The following is a 19,000-nucleotide window of genomic DNA, read 5'->3' on the forward strand; positions in this document are numbered from 1 at the left end:
AACGGGTCGGCACAATCCCTCGATACGAATGCGTCCGAACGGCAAGAAGATTCAAGGTCCGAGACGGGGTCAGGAAATCACCCCCTCTTTCACCCCCTCGACAGTGGAGGTCACGGAGTGGATGTGCGACACGCGTCGTGGTTCGGCGACCCTGCGTCCCCGATCCTCGGGCACGTCCACCTTCCCGCCGACCGCCGCGCGCGCGGCGCGGTGGTGCTGTGCCCACCCCTCGGCAAGGAACACCTCGACACCTATCGAGGCGTCAAGGCTCTCGCCGAGCAACTCGCCGAGCGGGGACTGGCGGCAGTGCGCTTCGACTACACGGGCACCGGAGACTCGGCCGGCGATCAGGATTCGCCCGACGCGGTCGCGGCATGGCAGCGCAGCGTCGTCACCGCAGTGGAGACGGCCCGCGCGAGCGGCGCCGAGCACATCACCGTCGTCGGACTGCGCGCCGGCGCACTGATCGCGGCGACGGCACTGCCCAAGTGCGGACGGGCCGACGCCGTCGTGCTGTGGGATCCGATCGTCTCGGGCCGAGCGATGTTGCGCGAACAACGCGCCCTCTACCGTCTCGCCCTCGGCGCCGACGATCCCGAAGACCCCCGGGTTTCGATCGTCGGCGGGGTTCTCGCCCCCGAAGCTGCCGACGCGCTCGGCGCCCTGAAGATCGATCCGAGGTCGCTGAACGGCACACGAACCCTGCTCGCGACCCGACCCACAGCCCGCGAGACCGCCGCGGTGTCGGCGCTCGCCACCGCACTCGGCGGTGACGAGCTCTCCCTCGACGCCCACGAATCCTTCGTCACCCCCAGCACACTCCACTCCGCGATCCCGATCGAGCAGCTCACCCGGATCGCCGATTGGGTAGTTGCGGGCGCGCCGGCTGCCACCCGCGAGGTCCACTTCCCCGAGTGCGGCCGCGCGGTCGTCGCGACCACCGACTCCGGGCTCCCGATCCACGAGAGCGTCGAATATCTCGGCCCGAACGAGATGTTCGCGCTGCGCACGCACGGGGTCGCCCCCGAATGGTTCGACACCGAGGGTTTCGCCACCGAGGGGTTCGACACCGAGGGTTTCGCCACCGAGGGGTTCGACACCGAGGGGTTCGACACCGGCAGGTTCGGCGCCCCGCGCCGGTCCACCCCGACGGTGTTGTTCTTCGGCACCGCCTACGAGCACCGACTCGGCCCGAGTCGTCTCTGGGTCGAGCTCGCACGCGAGTTCGCCGCGCACGGCATCTCCACTATCCGGTTCGACCGGACCGGGGTCGGCGATACCGGCACGGCACACGGGGCGACGCCCACGCCGCTGTACTCCGACGACTCCGACCGCGACGCCCTCGATGCTGTCGCCGCCCTCGGCATCGATCCGCAGGACCTCGTGGTGATCGGCCTGTGTTCGGGTGCGTGGTACTCGTCGTGGGTCGCCCTCCGGGGTGCAGCACACTCCGCCGTGCTCGTGAACGTGATCCTGTGGTGCACCCACCGCCGGAAGTCGTTGCGCGCAGATCTCGGTCCGAACGCACCCGATGTTCCGGCGATCGCAGCCCCGGCGGAACCGCAGACGATCTCCCTGCGAGCCCGCATCAAACCGTGGGCGCAGAAGTACCTGCCCTATCCATTGTGGCTGCTGCTGGGCCGAATCGGCGTGACCCAGGTTCCCGAGGTCGGGTTGGAGGCACTGCGTCGCGCGGGTGTGTCGACCACGGTCGTGCTGTCCGCCGAGGACCACCGGTGGTTCCTGACCCAGCGCGGAGAAGAAGGACTTCGCCGCCTGCGCCGACGGGGCTTCACCGGGGACATCCTCACCAGCGAGGTCGGTGAGCACAGCGGTCGGCAGCGGGACGGGCGCGAGTTCCTCCGCACGGCGGTCACCTCGACCGTGCTCTCCCGTTTCGGGTCCCGCACCGCGGATCCCGCTGCAGACGAGTACGTCTCATGACTCCTGTGCTGATGCTCGCCGTTCCGGTCGTGCTCGTGCTGGGTGTGTTGCTCTGGCGGCGACCCCAACGCGGGTTGCTGGCGATCGCCGCGCTCACGCCGTTCCACGGCCTGCTCGCGATCGTCCCCGGCGGTGAATCACTGTCGCCGTGGAAGGAGGGGCTGCTGCTCCTCACCCTCGCCGCGACCTTCGTCAGCCCCTACCGACGGCGGCTGCCGGCACCGTCCTATCCGTGGTGGCCGGCCGTGGTCGCATGGGTGGCAATCGGAGTCCTGTCGGCGTTGCTCGTCTCGGGGCTCGCCGGCATCATCGCCATCAAGATTACCTACTTCTACCTCGTCATCCCGGTGATCCTGTGGCGTGCACCGTTCGACGCCCGCGACCGCGACCACCTGGTGACGATCCTCATGGGCACGACGGCCGTCACCGCCGTCATCGGACTCGCGCAACAGGTGGTCGGCGGTGAGCGACTCGCCGAACTCGGCTACCGCTGGGACGAGCATCTGCGCATCAGCGGCGGAATCCTGCGCAGTTTCAGCACGTTCACGACACCCTTCGCCTTCGGCCTGTTCGTGATGATCGGACTGATCGTGGGGTGCTCGGTCTCCTTCGCCGATCCGCACCGGCTCCGCAACAGACTGTTCCTGTGCGCGACACCGATCATGGTGCTGGGCATGGGTGTGACGATCGTGCGCGCCAGCTACATCGGTCTCGCCGTCGCATTGTTGTGGCTGGCGGTCCACCGCTACCGCACCCTGCTCCTCGGTTTCGGCGCCACCGCGGCGCTCGCACCGCTCGTCCTCTTCGCCGTGCCGAGTTCGATTCTCGCTCCACTGTTCTCCTCGTCGAGCCTCGGTGAGCGCGGGGACGGCTGGTCGCAGACCCTGTCGTCGCTGTGGGTGCACCCCTTCGGTCAGGGTCTCGGCGCGACCGGCTCGGCTGCCGCCGACACGGTGGCCCAGAGCAACCCGATGCTGTCGGAACTGTCGTACACGGCGGCCGTGCAGTTCGGGTTCATGCCCTATCAGCCCGACAACTACTACATGAAGCTCGCCGTGGAACTCGGCCCGATCGGCGTGTGGCTGTTCGTCCTCGTACTCGTGTGCGCCGCGGTCTCGACGCTGCGTGCATCCCGGGTGCTGAGCGGGCAGGACGCCGCACTCGCACTCGGGGTGAGCGGCACGATCGTCGCGGCGGCGGTCGCCTCCACCGTGGCGACCTATCTCGAGATCTTCCCTCTCGACGTCTATTTCTGGCTACTGTTAGGAACTGTCGGATGCGCACTGACGCAACACTGGTCACCTCACCGAAGCTCGCTCACCGCATCGGATTCGGCGCCCTCGCACTCCGTCCGTCCGGCAGTGGAGTCCAGACCTACGTCCGCGAGCTGCTGACCGCGCTCGACCCGTTGTTCCCCTCGGCTGCGCTGCGCGCGACGGTGCAGTGCGATGCCGTGGGTGAACTGCCCACTCGCGTGACCCCGTCGGTACGACCGGTCGCCGACGGGGTGCGGCGGATGCTGTACGCCAAGATGCCCGTCCGCGGGGTCGACCTGTTCCACAGCCTCGACGTCGACCTGCCCGTCCTGTGTTCCGGTGTCACCGTCTCGACGTTCCACGATCTCGCCGTCTTCGACACCCCGTGGGCGTTCAGCAAGTACCGCGCCGCCGGTGAGCGCGCGCTGCTGCGCGATGCCATGCGACGGGCCGACGTGCTCGTCGCGGTCTCGAACTTCACCGCCGAACGTCTCCACGCGCTGTGCGGCCGCGACGCGGCGGTCACCCCGCTCGCCCCCGCGGCGTGGGCGAAACCTCCCACTCCCGAGGAGGTGCGGGACATCCGCCGGGTCTACGGGCTGGCCGAACGGTTCGTCCTGCAGGTCGGCACCGTCGAACCCCGCAAGGACGTCGCGCTCGTCGCCGACGCGTGCCGTATCCTCGACGTCCCGCTGGTGCTCGCCGGAGCCGGATCCACCGGACCCGACGCACCGGCCGGTTCGATCGGTCTCGGTTACGTTCCCACCGCACACCTTCCCGCGCTGTACGCCGCAGCGACCGCCGTCGCATACGCCTCACGCTACGAGGGTTTCGGGTTACCGCCGCTCGAGGCGATGGCGTGTGGTGGGGCGGTGGTGACGAGCGCTGTCGGTGCACTGCCCGACGTCGTCGACGACGGAGCGCTGCTCGTCACCGAACACACCGTGACCTCGTGGACCGCGGCCCTGCGCGTCGTCGTCCACGACCGTGATACCGCGGATGCGCTGCGTACCCGTGGACGCGAGGTCGCCGCGACCTCGACATGGACGCGCACCGCCGAGCTCACGCGCGATGCCTACCGCTCCGCGGGCCTGAGAATCTGACGAGGCCGTCGCGTGGGTAGACATTCGCTGGCCGACCGGATGGCCGAAACCGTCGTGATGGAGCGGATCGTCGCGGCGCACGACCCCGGCGGTACTCTCCACGAACCGCAGACCCCGGAGCTCGACGGGCGGGCCGCGCGACGCAACACCGTCGTGATGCTCGGCAGCCGGTTGGCCGTCGCCTCGATGGGCTGGGCCGGTTCGATGATCGTCGCCCGCGCGTTGGCACCGGACGACTTCGGCAAGTTCTCCTTCGTCTTCGGCCTGCTCGGGTTGCTGTCCGTCGTCACCGATCTCGGCGTGGGCCGAGTGGTGCTCGCCAAGCTCGTCGAGTGCAATCCGTGGGAGGTCTCCTACGTCACCACCGCGTTCATCGCGTTGCGCGGTGTGCTCGGTCTGCTCGGGTACGCGCTGGCCATCGGGTACGTGCTGCTGCTCGGATACTCGTCCGATGTCGTCTGGGCGACGGTGATCGCCGGTCTCGTCGTGGTGATCGCGACGCCCAACAACGCCCTGTCGGTGATGTACCAGAGTCGACTACGCATGGCATCGGTCGCGGTCGCCGAGACCTTCGGCCAGCTCGCGCAGCTGATCACCACCATCGCCGCGGTGCTGTGGAATCCGGTGCTGCTCGTGCTCGTCGTGCCGGCCGTGATCAACGAGGTCGTCGGCGCAGGCATCCTCGTGCGCGGCGTGCGAGCGGGCAAGGCCGGTCCCCTGCCCGCCGCACGTGCCCAGTTGTGGCGGTGGCGCGAGATGCTCGTCGAGGCCGTCCCCCTCAGCATCGGTTTCGCTCTGCTCACCCTGCTGTCGAAGATCGACGTGCTGATGCTCGGGCGGATGGACACTTTCGACTCGGTAGGTCTCTACACCGTCGGATACAAGTTCGCCGATCTGCTGTCGATGGTGTCGTCGACCGTCGTGGGTCCGGTGACCACGCTGCTGGTCGCCACCTGGCCGGCGCAGAGCGAGATGTTCCGGCAGCGCACGCGGGAGGCGGCGATGCTCCTCGCGGTGCTGGGCGCGACCGCTACCGCGGCCTTCTGGTCGTCGGCGGACGGCGTGCTGTCCCTCCTCTACGGCGAGCGGTTCGCCGAGGCGGCCGGCGCCTCGCGCATGCTGGTGCTCGGCAGCGCTCTGTCGATGCTCACCGAACTCGGTCTCATGGTGCTCATCGCGACCGGACGCCACCGCGTCTACCCGTGGGTGGCACTGGCCGCGCTCGCCGGGAACATCGGTGCGAACCTCGTCCTCATCCCCCGCATGTCGTTCGACGGGGCGGCGCTGGCGACGGTGCTCACCGAGGCTGCGATGCTCGTCGCCATCTGGATCGTGGTGGTCCGGAGCGTCCGGATCAGGGGTCTGTTCCCCTTCACCCAGACCATGGCGATCGCGATGCTGGGTGTTTCGGTGGCCGTGTGGATGTCGCTCTTCGCGGAACGCTACGATCTTCCCTGGCCCGTCACCGCTGTCCTCTCGGCTGTCTGTGTTCTGGCCGGAACCCATGTCCTTCCCATCACCGGCGGGCTCGGCCTCGCCGGTCTCGTCAAGTCCCGTTGAGGTTGCAGTGTCCCTTTCGCGGTCGATGCCGCGTCGCGTGTCGCGGTCCATGCCGCTCCGCGCCGTTCTCACCCTTGTCGGTGTGTTCGCTCTGTCGTGTACCCAGAGCACCGAGGCACGCGACTGCCGAACAGATCTGACCGCCGACAGTCTCGGGGTCGCGACGGGAGCCGGTCTCGACTCCCTCGACGCCGACGACCTCGACGCGTACATGTCGAAGGTCGCCGACAGCGGCGCCGGCTGGATCCGGTTCGACATGGACTGGTCGATCATCGAACCCGCGCGCGGACGCTTCGACTGGAGGGGCACCGACCGGGTCGTCGCCGCGGCCGACGCGCACGACCTGCAGGTGCTGGGCCTGCTCACCCACACTCCGCACTGGGCGCGGACGTCGGAGGCCGACCCCGGCGATCCGCACGGGATGCCTGCCGACCCCGGCGAATTCGGGCGCTTCGCAGGCGACGTCGCCGATCGCTACTCGGACAGTGTCACGCACTGGGAGATCTGGAACGAGCCGAACCTGACGGCCTTCTTCACCCCGCAACCCGACGTCGGTGCGTACGCCGACCTGCTCGTGGCGGCGTCGGAGGCGATCCGCAACGTCGACCCCGGGGCGGTGGTGATCACCGGAGGCCTGTCCCCCGGCACCGACAACGGCTCCGACATCGCCCCGACGACCTTCCTCACCGAGTTGTACGATCAGGGCGTGTCGCCGGCCTTCGACGTGGTGGGCATGCATCCCTACAGCTATCCCGCTCTCCCGTCCGACGCCTCGACCTCCGACTGGAACTCCTTCTACCGCATGCGCGAGATGCGCACCGTCATGGTCGAGCACGGGGATTCCGACAAGCCCATCTGGGCAACGGAGTTCGGGGCACCGACGGGCACGGACACCGACGCGGTCGGGCCCACGGAGCAGGCCGACATCCTGCGCGACGGGATCACCGAGCAACGCGCGTTGGGCTTCGTCGACAAGCTGTTCGTCTACAGCCTCCTCGACCGGGGCACCGAGGTGGCCGATCGCGAACAGAACTTCGGGGTCCTCACACACGACGGGTCGCCCAAGCCGGCCTGGGACGTGCTGCGCACGGCCGCGGTCACTCCCGGTTGCCTCTGATCAGCAGCGATTCGACGTGAGAGCATCGCGCGCCGCCAGGCGCAGGGGACGGACGAGGTCGGCTCCGAGATCCGCGGCGCGGAGGGTCCATCGGTGGTGCGGTCGCGAGGTGGGGACGGCGACGATCCGCCCCACCCGGTAGTCACCGTTCGACCACTGCTCCTTGAATTCCGATGTGCCGAGCAGATAGTCGAAGCGGTCGATGCCCAGCTCGTCGTGGCGGTCGGCGAGGTGGCGCTGCAGCAACTGGCCGGGCTGGTAGCGGCGTGCCTCGGGATGGAAGCGGCTCAACCACATCTCGGCCGTGGTCCCGGTGCGGAACATGATCTCGTGTGCCGCCCATCGGTCGCCGACGAGCAGGCCCACGATGAGCAGCCGGCCGGCGCGGGCCTCGGCGTCGAGCAGCGGCCGGGTGAACGCGGTGAACGGCGGCGCACAGAAGTTGTCGCGCCCGCTGCGTGCGTCGGCGGCCGCGGCGACCGCGGTGATATCGCGCCACCTCTGCGCGAGATGGTCCGGATCGCGCACCACTTCGACGGAGACCGGGGTGCCTTCGCGTTCCAGCGAGCGTTCGAGCCGGGACAGTGTTCTCAGTGTGCGCCGACCACGCAGTGATTCGGCGCCGGCACCGGTGGCGACATCGACGGTCAGGCACCGCTCGGTTCCGGCGATGTCGATGCTCCAGCGAGGCGAGGCATGCAGCATCTCGACGAGAGGGTCGGTGAGATCGACGTGGTCGAGTTGCAGTGCCATGTTCCGATCGGCGATGCCGTGGAGCAGGTCGGCGAGCGCGGCCTCGTCGGTCGCGAGGAAGGTTCCTATCGTGGCGAGGCCGTGAGCCGGGAGTCGTAGAGCGGTGACCCCGAGACGGGTGCGGGCGTGCAGGGGCGCGAGTCCGACGAGGCACCCGTCGCGCCGGACGGTGCACACGGCCGATCGGCCGCGCCCCATCCGATTCCAGGCCAGTAGGTAGGAGGGGCGGGTCGCGACGCGCCGACCCACCTCCTGGGCGAGATCGTCCCATTCCGCGGAGAGCCGGACTGCGGATGTTTCGTCGTGGATCTCGAAATTCACGGTGCGCATGCACCGGAACCTTCGGTCCACGAATCCCGCATCTTCCGGCCTCCTGCTCGTTACAGTGAATTCGCGGCGTCGGTCTGCCGCTCGCTCCACCGCAAGAATCGCAGGTCGGCGGCGCGACGTTACGACCGATGCCTGAATTGTCCGAATGGTACATCAGGAGAGTCGATGGGTCGTCTCGCACACGTTGCACTGGCCACAGCCCTCTCGTGCACCCTCGCCGCACTCGCAGCGTGCGCTCCACCGCCCCAACCCCCTCCGCCGACCACCTGCGCGACCGACGACATCGGCATCGCCGCCGGCGCACCGCTGATGTATCTGCCGGACTCCGAACTCGACCGCGAACTCGACACGATCCGGGCGGTCGGCGCCCGGTGGCTGCGCGTGGACATCGACTGGTCGGTGATCGAACCGAACCGCGGACAACAGAACTGGTCGGTGCCCGACCGTGTGGTGGATCGTGCTCGGGCCCGCGGACTCGAGGTGGTCGGCATCGTCGCGTACACCCCGGCCTGGGCGCGCGTCGCGGGCGGCGGCGACACTCACGGATACCCCGCCGACCCGGCAGCCTTCGCCGGTTTCGCCCGGCAGGCAGCACAGCGCTATTCGACCCGCGTGACGCACTGGGAGATCTGGAACGAACCGAACCTGACGAACTTCTTCCGTCCCCGTCCCGACGTCGGCAAGTACGTCGAGTTGCTCGCCGCGGCCGCTCCGGCCGTCAAGTCCGTGCAACCGAATGCCCGGATCCTCAACGGCGGACTCGCACCGGCGGTGGACAACGGTTCCGACATCTCCCCCGTCACCTACGTGCAGCAGCTCTACGCGCGCGGGGCGCACCAGTACTTCGACATCCTCTCCGTCCACCCCTACAGTTATCCGGCACTGCCGTCCGATGTGAGCACGCAGAGCTGGAACACCTTCTACCGCATGCGTCTGATGCGCGACACCATGGTGCAGTACGGCGACGCCGCGACACCGGTGTGGGCCACCGAGTTCGGCGCCCCGACCGGCACCGCCTCGAACGCGGTGAGCACGCAACGGCAGGCCGACATCATCGCCGACGGTATCGCAGAGGCCCGCCGGCTCGGCTGGGTACAGAAGGTTTTCGTCTACTCGATGCGCGACCGCGGGACGAACCAGGCCGACGTCGAGCAGAACTTCGGGCTGCTCTACCAGAACTTCTCGGCCAAGCCCTCACGCGCCGTGGTCGCTTCGGCGACCTCCGGATGCGCGGCCGCGAACGACACACTCGAGTCCACGAACACCCCGGCCGACGCGGTGTGGTGACGGGGTGTGCTGACGATCAGGCACCGAGCGCGTCGGTGATCCCGTCGAGGATGCGATCGAGGATCGGCCCCGACGTCGCGAAGTTGATGCGCAGGAAGTTGCGTGCGCCCGACCCGAACCGCACCCCACCGTCGGCGAGGACACGTCCCCGATCGCGGACGGTCGACACCGGATCGTCGATGCCGAGCGGCCCGGTGTTCAACCACGTCAGGTAGGTACCCTGCGGCAGGTGGTGCCGCAGATCCGGAATCCGTTCGCGCAGAACCTCGTCCACCCGTCGACGGTTCCGGTCGAGGACCTGCAGCAGGTCGCGCTGCCATGCACCGCCCTCGCGCCACGCGGCGAGCGTCGCGACCACGCCCGGCACCGAGACCGTCCCGTACAGGTCGAACGGCTCCGCGTCCCGGCGCTTCAACAGGGCCTCGGAGCCGTAGTGCACCACCGCGCACCGCATCCCCGCGAGATTGAACGCCTTGCTGGCGGAGGTGAGAGTCACCGTGCGGGCAGCGGTCTCCGGCCCGAGCGAAGCGAACGGGATATGCCGGTGCGGTTCGTAGATCAGTTCGGCATGGATCTCGTCGCTGACGACGAGCATGTCGAACCGTTCGGCGAGATCGGCGATCCGCTCGAGTTCCTCACGCGTAAGCACCCGTCCGGTGGGGTTGTGCGGGTTGACGAGCACCAGCACCCGCGGACGACGACGCGCCGCCAACAGCTCGAACACATCGAAGTCGAGCACCCACCCGTCGCCCCGGTCGACGAACGGAAAGTCGATCTGCTGCAGACCCATCCGTCGCACTGACGCGAGGAACGGCGGGTAGTTCGGTGTCTGGATCGCCACCGCATCGCCGCGCGTGGTGCTCAGGTGCAACACGAGCTGCAACGCCTGGATGAGATCCGTCTGCTCGCGCACGGCTCCGGGATCGGGTTCCCATCCGTAGCGCGTTCGCATGCGCTGTGCGAACTCCTCGCGCAGCGGCGTCCCGTGGGACCAGTCGGGATAGCCGAGATCGCTACGGTCGACCAGCTCGTGCAGCGCACGCGCGATCGGCGGTGCGACCGGGAAATCCATGTCGGCAACCCAGGCGGGGGCCAGCCCGTCGGCGGCCGCCCGTGCCCACTTGGCACCGGACCGCACCGACAGAGCATCGAAGTCGAGGTCGTCGAACCCGGGCACCCCAGGACCGCCGACCGAGAGGCGCTCGTCGCGGGTCATGGTGAGAGAATCGCACGGTTCGCGGCAGTGCGCGCGGCGAAGTCAGGCAGCCGGTCGTTGGCCCGTGACGAAGAAGATCAACCGATCGGCGACGTCGACGGCCTGGTCGCCGAACCGCCCGTAGAAACGCGCGAGGAGTGCGGTGTCGACCGCGGTCCGGATGTCGCCGTCCCATTCGGGGCTCTCGAGCAGGGCGAGCAGTCGCGAGTGCACCGCATCGAGTTCGGTCTCGATGGCGTGTGTGCCCTTGATCGTCTCGAGGTCGAAGTCGGTGAACGCGTCGCGCAGGATCGCGACGATCTGCGCGGCGAGTTCGGCCATCCGGCGAAGATCGTCGCGCAGGAGGTCGTACACCAGCGACTCGGGATGGCGACGCCGTACGACCCGCGCGATGTGCAGGCTCAGTTCGCCCATCCTGGTGAGATCGCCCGTGATACGAACCGCGGAGAAGACCAACCGCAGGTCGGCGGCCACGGGACCCTGCAGGGCGAGGATCCGCACCGCTCGCTCGGCACAGTCGGTGTCGAGTTCGGCGATCCGTGCATCGAGATCGAGGGCGGCCTGGGCTGCGTCGAGATCGGTGTCGAACAGGGCGCGAGTGGCCAGGTCGAGCCCTTCGGCTGCGACCGCGGCGAGCTCACCGAGACGTTCGACCAGGTCGTCGAGCTGTCCTCGGAACAACTCCCTCATGTCTCGCTCCCTCCGTCGCCCGGTTCACGGCACGTGTACCCGGCTGGTCCTCTGTGCAGTCCTGGAGACGAGCCTAACGGCGCGCGTCGACGACACTCTCGGTGGCGACGTCCTCGGAGGGCGATGCGGAGCCCGCACCGTCTTCCATGCGGGCGAGATGAGCCTTGATCCATTCGGTGCTTCCCGGCGTCGCGGTGCTGTGCTGCGGTGTGCCGGCAATGCAGATAGACAAATCATTTTCCTCGTCGTGACGCCGATGTGCTCGGCTGCGCAGGCCAAACCCATCCCCTGGAGTGACCGCCATCACTATAGCCTGTCGGCGCGAAGCTTCAACTCGGGCGGGAACACGGTCAGTAGCGCGACGTCTCCCGAGATTCGCCGTAACCGTTCTGCTCGGGATGAGCGTGCCCGTCCCGGTAGCTCTGTTGGTCGGCGTATCCGTAGTCGTGCCCTTCGTCGTAGCGGTACTGCCGGTAGGCCGAATCCTGGGGCGGGACGAACAGCGACTCGGGTTGCGACGGCACCGGCTGCGGAGCCCGGTGACGGTCGTCGGGCACTGGTCGCGGTGCAGGCGCCGCAGGTGCAGGTGCAGGTGCGGGCTGAGGTGCGGCGGCCGGGACGGGAGCCGGGGGCTCGGGAGCCGCCTCCACGGCCGTTTCGCGGCGCCGGGCCGGAAGCACGGGCACCAACTCGCGTCCTGCACCGAGCAGGACGAGACGCGTGGGCACCTCGATCTCGGCCAGGGCACGCAGTGTGTCCTCCGCCTGCGGTCGCTCCTCGGCCCCGGCCTGCAGCACGATCACGGCGAGCGCGAGCCCCGCGGTCTTCGCGCGGGTCCACCACTGTTCCCCGACTCCGCAGCACACGATCCGGTCGCGGGCATCGCCGAAGGCGTCGGTCTCGACGGTCACGCCCTCGCCGGTGAGGAGGAGGATGTGGTCGCCGAGCGAGGCGCGCTGTCCGAGCATGACGATCGTGTCGAGAGGAAGCGTCTCCCGATCGTCGCGCTCGATCTGCACAGCTGTCCGGTGGCGACGCGCGACCCGCCGGGCCCAGGCCGGGCTGTTCGACGCTCCGAAGCGTCCGTTCAGCGCGACCAGCAACTCGGCGACGAGGACGAACACGGCGAGAAAGGTGACCGCGGCCTCGGCGCGCGGCATCGGGGACACCTTCGTCCCGGTACCGGCGGGCATCGACAGCACCTGGAGGTATTCGAGGCTCGCGCCCGAGCGTGCCTGCCGGAGCTGCTCGAGCCGCGCATCGAGTTCGGCCTGCACCACCGGATCGGCTACGCCCTCCTCGTCGGTGGCGATACTCGCGGCGAGGTCGGCACGCAGACCGGCGACGACCGCGTCCAGCTCGGCGATGCGCGCGTCGAGGGCGACGCGATTGCGTTCGGTCTGCGCGCGGTCGAGCTGCGTGACGACCGTCTGCGCGAGCCGGTCGGCGTCGGCCTGCGAGTCGTCGCGGGCGGTCACGGTGAGCAGGGTGGGCGACGAGCCGTAGCCGACGTCGATCCTCGACGGCAGCTTCGCGGGGTCCTCGTTCGTCTCGGCTGCGATCGCGGCCACGACCGCCGAGTCCTGCGACAGCGCGACATAGGGAGCGATGAGCTGCCCGAGGGTCGCGTCGTTGCCGGACACGGATGCCGACGAGCGGATCTCCGCGACGAGCGACGACTCGTACACCCCGGGGCCGCTGTCACGGACGAAGAAGACCGCGACCGCGGCGAGCGCGGCGACGAGTGCGGCGGGCACGGCCACGCGAGCGAGATCGCGGGCATGCCCCACAAGATCGACGGTGGGAGGAACACCGAGCTCACGACGCAGTTCGGCGTCGCGGATGCTTCGTTCGGACACGATGCACAGGCCTTTCGCTGTCGCCCCGGGGAGTGGGCACGTCGCCAGTGTGTCGCGACGAATCGGGCAAATGTTACCGACCCGAACGTCCGTCAGCTGCCGAGCAGCCAGCGCGGACGGGACCACATCTGCCAGGTCTCGGCGACGCGCGCTCCGGCCGCGAGATAGAGCGGGGTGACACGCGGCCTGGTGAGTCCGCACATCGCGACCGGGCCGCGCTGCGTGTGGGTGTGGGCGGCGCCGGCCCGGATCAGCCGGTTCGCGTATCCGCGACGTTGCCGGCCGGTGCGGGTGCCGAGCGACCACACCGTCCGGATCGGTCCGCTGTCGACGAGCAGGGTGCAGGACTGCAGAGCTGCAGCCCCGTCGTCCGCATCCGCGTCGTCGAAGATCCCGATCACCTCGACGCCGGTGGTGCGGGCGACGACGTCGGCGTAGGCGACCGCGGCGGTCCCCGGGGCGATCCCGAAGGTCGCGGCGGCGAGTTCGCGGGCATGCACCATGTCGTCCTCGCCGAGAACCCGGAGGCCCGGATCGATCGGAGCGTCGTGGGCGACGAGGTAGGTCAGGTCCAGCGAACCTGCACACACCCAGCCGTGGTCGGCGAGAACCTGGGCGGCGCCGAGGCCGTCTCCGGCGAGCAGGACGATCGACGGGTGACCGGCCTCCGTCAGCGTCTCGTAGACATGCTGGGCGTGAGCGGTCACGTCGCCGCCGTGGACGAGCGCGAGGTTGTAGTCGGGGTCGGGGGCTGCGGTGATGCCGATCCACCAGCCGTCACCCTCGGACCAGTGGCCCCCGGACGTCAGCGGCCGCATGCTCGCGCCGTACGCACGTCGCAGTTGCAGCGACGATGCGAGAACCGTCGCGATCGAGGCGGCGTCCACCCCTTCTCCTTCCACTGCCACAGAAATCGACCCCGGATCACATCTACAGGGTCGGCACGAAAACGGCATCGGCGGCACCCGATGGGTGCCGCCGATGCCGTCACGTGTGGATCGGAGTGTGGACTCCGATCAGAGGTAGGCGCCGATCAAGTCGCGCAGGAACTTGATCGCGAACTGGAGCGGGTCGACCGGCTCCGGCTGCGACTGGGGGGCCGGCGGAACATTGTCGGCCTGGGGCGCGGCCTCGCCCTGCGGTGCGGGCGCGGACTCGGCCTGCGGCGCGGACTGTGCCTGCGGAGCCGACTCGCCCTGCGGTGCGGACTCGCCGCCGCCGACCGTGACGGAGATGCCACCGGTGAAGGGGCGACCGGACGCGTCGAAGATGTTCTCGTACTGCGCACCCGAGGCGTCCTGGCAGCCCCAGAAGACGTTGTAGGTGCCGTCGGTGATCGACTCCGGGCCGGCCTGCGAGGGTGCGCCGTCCTTGATGTACAGCGCGCTCGAGGTGCTCGTGTTGGTCACCGAGAAGCTCGTGCCGGCGGGCTGCGCGTCGATGCGGCCCGACGGATCGGCCGTGTCGACGGTGCCCGGCTTCAGGACGTAGGTGACGCAGGTGACGCCGCGGTCGACGTCGGCGCGCGTCAGATCGAAGTCGACGACGATGGCGCCGTTCTCCGCCTTCGCCGAGACGCTCGGACCCGCAGCGGACGAGACGCCCGGAACGACCAGTGCCAGCAGTGCGGCACCGGAGGCCGCGACTGCAGCCTTCTTCGCAACAGAATTCATCGATTTTCCTCCCCGTATTTCGATGTCGGCGACCACTTTCGTGAGCGGCACGCCGTCGACCGTGCCCGACGCGCGTAGAACGCGGGCACATATACGAGAACGTTACCGCTAGATGTCGTTGCTGTCGCGACGAGGTGGGGCATCGGCCCGGGCGGCCCGATCCACATGCCCGAGATCACGATCCGGCTCCACGAGATCACGCACTCGCTGCTCGAGCACGACGATCTCGGGAAAGCCCTTGTCCTCCTTGCGGTCCCACACGACCGTGTCGTCGACAACGATGCGGAACACTCCCCCCGTCCCGGGAACGAGCGCGACCTCGCCGAGAGCGGTACCGAAGGTGTTCAGCATTTCCTGCGCCATCCATCCGGCGCGCAGCAGCCACTTGCACTGCGTGCAAAAGGTGACCGCGACGCGGGGAGCCTGCTCGGTCATGAGCGACAGGATATCTCCGCCGGAAACAGGCCCGGGAATAGGTGAAGCCCCGGCAATCGTGGTGGTGGATCGGCCGGGGCTTCTGCACGGACCGGCGATGGGGGGTAGCCGACCCGTGCGGCCGTCCTCACATGGGGGGACAGGAGGACGACGCGGAACCGAGTCTAGACACGAGAAATTGTTACTCGCGAGTATCGCGCAGGCGGACGTCCGGCGTGTCAGGAAGCGACGGGAGGATTCGCAGGATCGCGCTGCTCCCGCTGCATCTCGACGAGCTGTTCCTCCCTCTCGGAGACGAACAGGAACCGACCGACCGCGAGCGCGCCGAGAGCCGAGAGGCCCAGCCACGCCGCCAGCGCCGATGCGATCCACACCCACATGGCTCACAGTGTGCGCGAATCCGCCGGGAACACCAAACATCGGCGATCACAACATGGTTGCAAAAGCAATACTCGAGGCCGCCTCACGATGTGACGCCCGTCGCCCACAAGGCGTTCACCATGGCCGGCAACGTGACTTCGATGTCGTGGCGCTCCTCCACCCGGCGACGCGCGGTGACGGCAATGTCGTTCCGCAGGTCGGGAGCGGACATCAGTCGCCGCAACGCCTCTGCCAGAGCCTTCGCATCGCCGGGCGGAACGAGCAGTCCCGCGCCGTCGGCCAGATGCTCGGCGGTCCCTCCGTGATCGGTGCCGACGACGGGCACACCGTGCGCCATCGCCTCCAGTGCGACCAGCGGCCCCGCCTCCGGCGAGGTGCTCGCGGAGACCATCACGTCCCACACCGCGAAGACCTCGGCGGGATCGACCCGACCCAGGAACGACACTCGTCCGCGCAGGTCGGGGGCGTGTGCGCGACGCCGCAGTTCGTCGAGGAAGGCTTCGTCGCCGGGGAACGGTTCCCCCGCCACATCGAGACGGATCCCGGGCACCTCGGCCACCGCCTCGAGAAGGACACGGTGTCCCTTCCATTCCGTCACCGACGCGAGGATGCCCACCCGCACGGTCGAGGCATCGGGAGTCGAGTCCTCGGGAGTCGAGGCATCGGGAGATGTCGACCGGGACGGAACAGGCGGGATCGGGACGCCGTGCGGTGCGACGACCACCGGATATCCGCATTCACGGACCGGCACGGCCGAGGCCCGCGAGACGGCGACCGCTCCACCCACGGCACCCCTGCCCATCCGGGCGACGATGCGCTGCTTACGGGAGGACAGAGTGTCGTGCACCAGCCACCCGGTACGTTCACGGTGGGACGTGCCGAGCACGGCGAGCCGCAGGGACGGCAATGCGAACAACGAGTTGCACACGACCCGCGGCCGCTCCGCGGCGAGCACGCGACGGAGCCTGCGCGCTCCCACCAGCCACCGCACCGGAAGACCCGCCAGGCCCGCGATCCGCCCGACTCCCCTCTGACCCCACATGCCCAGCCGGGGCAACCGGACACGGACGCATCCGGCCGGGAGGGCGTCGGCGAGCGACCCGTCAGGGCACGCCACCACGACCCGACGCCCCTGCGCGAGAGCGACGTCGACGAGCATCAGCATGACCTTCTCGGCACCCGACCGCTCACCGGTGTGCGCGACGAACAACAGCGGATCGCTCACGGCGCCGCAACCGTCCGATCCCTCGCTGCTTCCGCCACGGGGCCTCCTGATTCGTCCGATTCGAGTCGTCGGCTGAAATCGAGGCCGGCCGTCGTTCCGTTACAACAGCGCAACGTCACACCGAATTGTTGCCGCGTCTGCAATATTCTCGTGATCGGACGCAATACGCTGCTCGAGTGACATCGCCCAGAACCGGTCGCCGTTCCCGTCGCACCCTCGTGCTGGCTCTTGCCGCCTCGATGACGTTGTGCGCGAACCCGCTTACCGCTGCAGCGCAGGATCTCGAACCGACGGAACCGACTCCTCCGGGCGAGGTCGCATTCCCGACCCGCAAGCTCGGGCTCGGGCCGAACATCGAATTCCGTGGCAATTCCGATGTCGTCACACTCGCATTTCCTGTCCCGGCCGGAAATACTCCCGCCTTCCTGGACACCACCGCCGAACTGCCCACGAATGTCGCGCGCGGATGGATCGACGTCGTCTCGGACGGGCGCCTGCTCACCCGCGTGGAACTGCCGCCCGGTGGCGCCATCGTGCCCCTGACGATTCCGCTCGCCGGGGCGAAGGTGGAGAACGGCGCCGCGGTGGTCTCGCTCGATCTGCACCTGGTCGCCGTCGACAACATCTGCCCCGACGACTGGACGCTGGGTTCGGTACGTCTGCGCGACGGTCTGGTCCGGTACGCGGGCACACCCGCGGCGCCGCAAGCGGTCGCCGACTACCTCCCGCCGGTCCTCGATCGCCTCGAGTTGTATCTGGCCGAGGACCCCACGGACGCCGAAGCGGGCGTCGCCCTCGACCTCGCAGCGACCGTGAGCGCCCGGTATCCCGGGCGGCAGGTGCCCGTGGACGTACGTGAACTCCCGGCGAACGGCCTACCCCCCGCAGCCGACACCCCGCTCGTCCGGCAGATCGTCGTCAGCGAGGGCGACCAGACGGGTGCGGAGGTCGTGCCGGTGCCCGACGGGCCGCCCGCCCTGTACGTCCGAGGCGACGCCCAGACCCTCCTCGACCAGGTAGGCCTGGTGAACAGCATCCTGTCCGGTCTTGCCGTCGGTTCCGACGTCGCCGTCGGCACCTTCGACGTCCCGCCCATCCTCGCTCCGGACTCGACCACCCTGTACGACCTACGAGTGTCCGACCTCGAGACGAGCGGTCTCGGCCTCGCCGACGTACACCTCTTCCTCGACCAGACCGAATTCGGGCGGCCGGTGCGCGATGTGCGCATCGACCTGAAGGGCACCTACACCCCGCTCCCCGCCACCCAGGGCGGGTCGATCACCGTCTCCGTCGGCGACATCATGCTCGATTCGTGGGCCGCCGACGCGAGCGGCGTCATCGACCGTGTCGTCACGGTTCCGAACTCGGCCCTCGGGCGGCTCACCGACATCAGTGTCGAACTCCGCACCACCGGCGCGCAGCAGCAGTGCGGTCTGCAGCAACCCGTCACCCTGCGCATCGACGGCGGCAGTCGTGTCTTCAGCACCCTCGCGGATCCGCCGCTGCCCGTCGGCTTCCCGTCGCTGCCCCAGACGCTGATGCCGAAGGTCGACGTCGCCACCTCCGATCGCAGCCTCGTCGACGTCGCCCGTGCCGTCGAGCTCGTCGCCGGGCTCCAGTCGCTCACCAGCCGTCCGCTCGACCCCGAATGGGTGACGATCGACGAAGCGCTCGCCTCGTCGGGACCGGCAGTGATCGTAGCCGCGAACGGTCTCCTGCCCGAAGATCTGCAGTCGCAGCTGCCGCTCGTCCGCACCGAGGACCGCCGGTTCGAGGTCCGCAACGCCGACGGCGAGAGCACCAGCCTCACTTTCGGCACCGAGGTGGACTTCGCCTCGTTGCAGGTCGTGCGGGACGACGGACGCACCGTGCTGGTCGCCACGTCGACCGGTGCTCCCGAGGAACTCGATCGGACGCTCGACTGGCTCGCCGCCGAGCCCGGTCGCTGGTTCGAACTCGAGGGCAGCGTGCTGTTCACCGCGCCCGACCGCGAACCGATCACCCTCATCGATCCCCGCACCCGGGACGACGACGTCGACGCGGCGTCGTCGGAATCGGACAGCACGGTGACCGCAGTGGTCGTCGCGGGGGTCGTCCTGCTCGTCGTCGGTGCGGCGGGCGCCGCGGTGTGGTCGCTCACCCGTCGGCGCCGTCCGCAGTCGCGGTGAACA

At 69.0% G+C, this 19,000-nt stretch carries 17 protein-coding genes; 7 read left to right on the forward strand and 10 right to left on the reverse strand.

Annotated features, from left to right (window positions below):
- Positions 1-117: 117 nt before the first annotated feature.
- From KXC42_RS20120 to KXC42_RS20140, 5 genes are read left to right on the forward strand one after another with little or no spacing between them, the layout of a single operon-like run.
- Complete coding sequence (locus tag KXC42_RS20120; RefSeq protein WP_219129473.1) at positions 118-1,944, forward strand: alpha/beta fold hydrolase; 1,827 nt, start codon at positions 118-120, stop codon at positions 1,942-1,944.
- Complete coding sequence (locus KXC42_RS20125) at positions 1,941-3,338, forward strand: O-antigen ligase (protein ID WP_219129474.1); 1,398 nt, start codon at positions 1,941-1,943, stop codon at positions 3,336-3,338. The genes KXC42_RS20120 and KXC42_RS20125 overlap by 4 nt, the downstream gene beginning before the upstream one ends.
- Positions 3,221-4,303, forward strand: coding sequence for a glycosyltransferase family 1 protein (locus KXC42_RS20130; protein ID WP_219129475.1), 1,083 nt, complete (start codon positions 3,221-3,223; stop codon positions 4,301-4,303). The genes KXC42_RS20125 and KXC42_RS20130 overlap by 118 nt, the downstream gene beginning before the upstream one ends.
- A gap of 12 nt (positions 4,304-4,315) precedes the next feature.
- Positions 4,316-5,863 (forward strand): flippase, encoded by a 1,548-nt coding sequence (locus KXC42_RS20135; protein ID WP_257605893.1) that lies wholly within the window; start codon positions 4,316-4,318, stop codon positions 5,861-5,863.
- Positions 5,864-5,870: 7 nt separating this feature from the next.
- Positions 5,871-6,980, forward strand: coding sequence for a cellulase family glycosylhydrolase (locus KXC42_RS20140; protein ID WP_242411662.1), 1,110 nt, complete (start codon positions 5,871-5,873; stop codon positions 6,978-6,980).
- On the opposite strand, the gene KXC42_RS20145 is transcribed toward KXC42_RS20140, so the two are convergent.
- Positions 6,981-8,063 carry a GNAT family N-acetyltransferase gene (locus KXC42_RS20145; RefSeq protein ID WP_219129476.1) on the reverse strand — a complete coding sequence of 361 codons (1,083 nt, stop codon included), beginning with the start codon at positions 8,061-8,063 and terminating at the stop codon, positions 6,981-6,983.
- A gap of 165 nt (positions 8,064-8,228) precedes the next feature.
- On the opposite strand from KXC42_RS20145, the gene KXC42_RS20150 reads away from it, so the two are divergent.
- Positions 8,229-9,350 carry a cellulase family glycosylhydrolase gene (locus KXC42_RS20150; protein WP_033096288.1) on the forward strand — a complete coding sequence of 374 codons (1,122 nt, stop codon included), beginning with the start codon at positions 8,229-8,231 and terminating at the stop codon, positions 9,348-9,350.
- A 16-nt stretch (positions 9,351-9,366) separates the two neighbouring features.
- On the opposite strand, the gene KXC42_RS20155 is transcribed toward KXC42_RS20150, so the two are convergent.
- The 9 genes from KXC42_RS20155 to KXC42_RS20195 all read right to left on the reverse strand — a co-directional run bounded on the left by KXC42_RS20155 (position 9,367) and on the right by KXC42_RS20195 (position 16,829).
- Positions 9,367-10,566: a MalY/PatB family protein gene (locus KXC42_RS20155; protein ID WP_219129477.1), complete on the reverse strand. Its 1,200-nt coding sequence runs from the start codon at positions 10,564-10,566 to the stop codon at positions 9,367-9,369.
- Positions 10,567-10,608: 42 nt separating this feature from the next.
- Positions 10,609-11,256 carry a PhoU domain-containing protein gene (locus KXC42_RS20160; RefSeq protein WP_006552625.1) on the reverse strand — a complete coding sequence of 216 codons (648 nt, stop codon included), beginning with the start codon at positions 11,254-11,256 and terminating at the stop codon, positions 10,609-10,611.
- A gap of 73 nt (positions 11,257-11,329) precedes the next feature.
- On the reverse strand, positions 11,330-11,488 hold the full coding sequence (locus tag KXC42_RS20165; RefSeq protein ID WP_019290929.1) for a hypothetical protein: 159 nt from the start codon (positions 11,486-11,488) through the stop codon (positions 11,330-11,332).
- A gap of 118 nt (positions 11,489-11,606) precedes the next feature.
- Positions 11,607-13,115, reverse strand: coding sequence for a hypothetical protein (locus KXC42_RS20170; protein ID WP_219129478.1), 1,509 nt, complete (start codon positions 13,113-13,115; stop codon positions 11,607-11,609).
- Positions 13,116-13,207: 92 nt separating this feature from the next.
- Positions 13,208-14,002 (reverse strand): hypothetical protein, encoded by a 795-nt coding sequence (locus tag KXC42_RS20175; RefSeq protein ID WP_006552627.1) that lies wholly within the window; start codon positions 14,000-14,002, stop codon positions 13,208-13,210.
- A gap of 129 nt (positions 14,003-14,131) precedes the next feature.
- Complete coding sequence (locus KXC42_RS20180; RefSeq protein WP_039584983.1) at positions 14,132-14,788, reverse strand: hypothetical protein; 657 nt, start codon at positions 14,786-14,788, stop codon at positions 14,132-14,134.
- Positions 14,789-14,896: 108 nt separating this feature from the next.
- Entirely contained in the window at positions 14,897-15,223 is a 327-nt protein-coding gene (locus KXC42_RS20185; protein WP_039584985.1) for a SelT/SelW/SelH family protein, read from the reverse strand.
- 218 nt (positions 15,224-15,441) lie between these two features.
- A complete protein-coding gene (locus KXC42_RS20190; protein ID WP_019290926.1) occupies positions 15,442-15,603 on the reverse strand; it encodes a hypothetical protein in 162 nt (53 codons plus the stop codon).
- Positions 15,604-15,686: 83 nt separating this feature from the next.
- Positions 15,687-16,829: a glycosyltransferase family 4 protein gene (locus KXC42_RS20195; RefSeq protein WP_219129479.1), complete on the reverse strand. Its 1,143-nt coding sequence runs from the start codon at positions 16,827-16,829 to the stop codon at positions 15,687-15,689.
- 176 nt (positions 16,830-17,005) lie between these two features.
- Between KXC42_RS20195 and KXC42_RS20200 the strand changes: the two genes are divergently transcribed.
- Positions 17,006-18,997 (forward strand): hypothetical protein, encoded by a 1,992-nt coding sequence (locus KXC42_RS20200; RefSeq protein ID WP_257605895.1) that lies wholly within the window; start codon positions 17,006-17,008, stop codon positions 18,995-18,997.
- Positions 18,998-19,000: the final 3 nt, after the last annotated feature.

It is taken from the genome of Rhodococcus sp. LW-XY12 (assembly GCF_019317345.1).
Taxonomy (GTDB): domain Bacteria; phylum Actinomycetota; class Actinomycetes; order Mycobacteriales; family Mycobacteriaceae; genus Rhodococcus; species Rhodococcus pyridinivorans.

Coding starts and splice junctions, on each gene's coding strand:
- KXC42_RS20125 (WP_219129474.1), top strand. CDS start 1,941: ATGACTCCTGTGCTGATGCTCGCCGTTCCGGTCGTGCTCGTGCTGGGT.
- KXC42_RS20130 (WP_219129475.1), top strand. CDS start 3,221: ATGCGCACTGACGCAACACTGGTCACCTCACCGAAGCTCGCTCACCGC.
- KXC42_RS20145 (WP_219129476.1), bottom strand. CDS start 8,063: ATGCGCACCGTGAATTTCGAGATCCACGACGAAACATCCGCAGTCCGG.
- KXC42_RS20150 (WP_033096288.1), top strand. CDS start 8,229: ATGGGTCGTCTCGCACACGTTGCACTGGCCACAGCCCTCTCGTGCACC.
- KXC42_RS20155 (WP_219129477.1), bottom strand. CDS start 10,566: ATGACCCGCGACGAGCGCCTCTCGGTCGGCGGTCCTGGGGTGCCCGGG.
- KXC42_RS20160 (WP_006552625.1), bottom strand. CDS start 11,256: ATGAGGGAGTTGTTCCGAGGACAGCTCGACGACCTGGTCGAACGTCTC.
- KXC42_RS20180 (WP_039584983.1), bottom strand. CDS start 14,788: ATGAATTCTGTTGCGAAGAAGGCTGCAGTCGCGGCCTCCGGTGCCGCA.
- KXC42_RS20185 (WP_039584985.1), bottom strand. CDS start 15,223: ATGACCGAGCAGGCTCCCCGCGTCGCGGTCACCTTTTGCACGCAGTGC.
- KXC42_RS20190 (WP_019290926.1), bottom strand. CDS start 15,603: ATGTGGGTGTGGATCGCATCGGCGCTGGCGGCGTGGCTGGGCCTCTCG.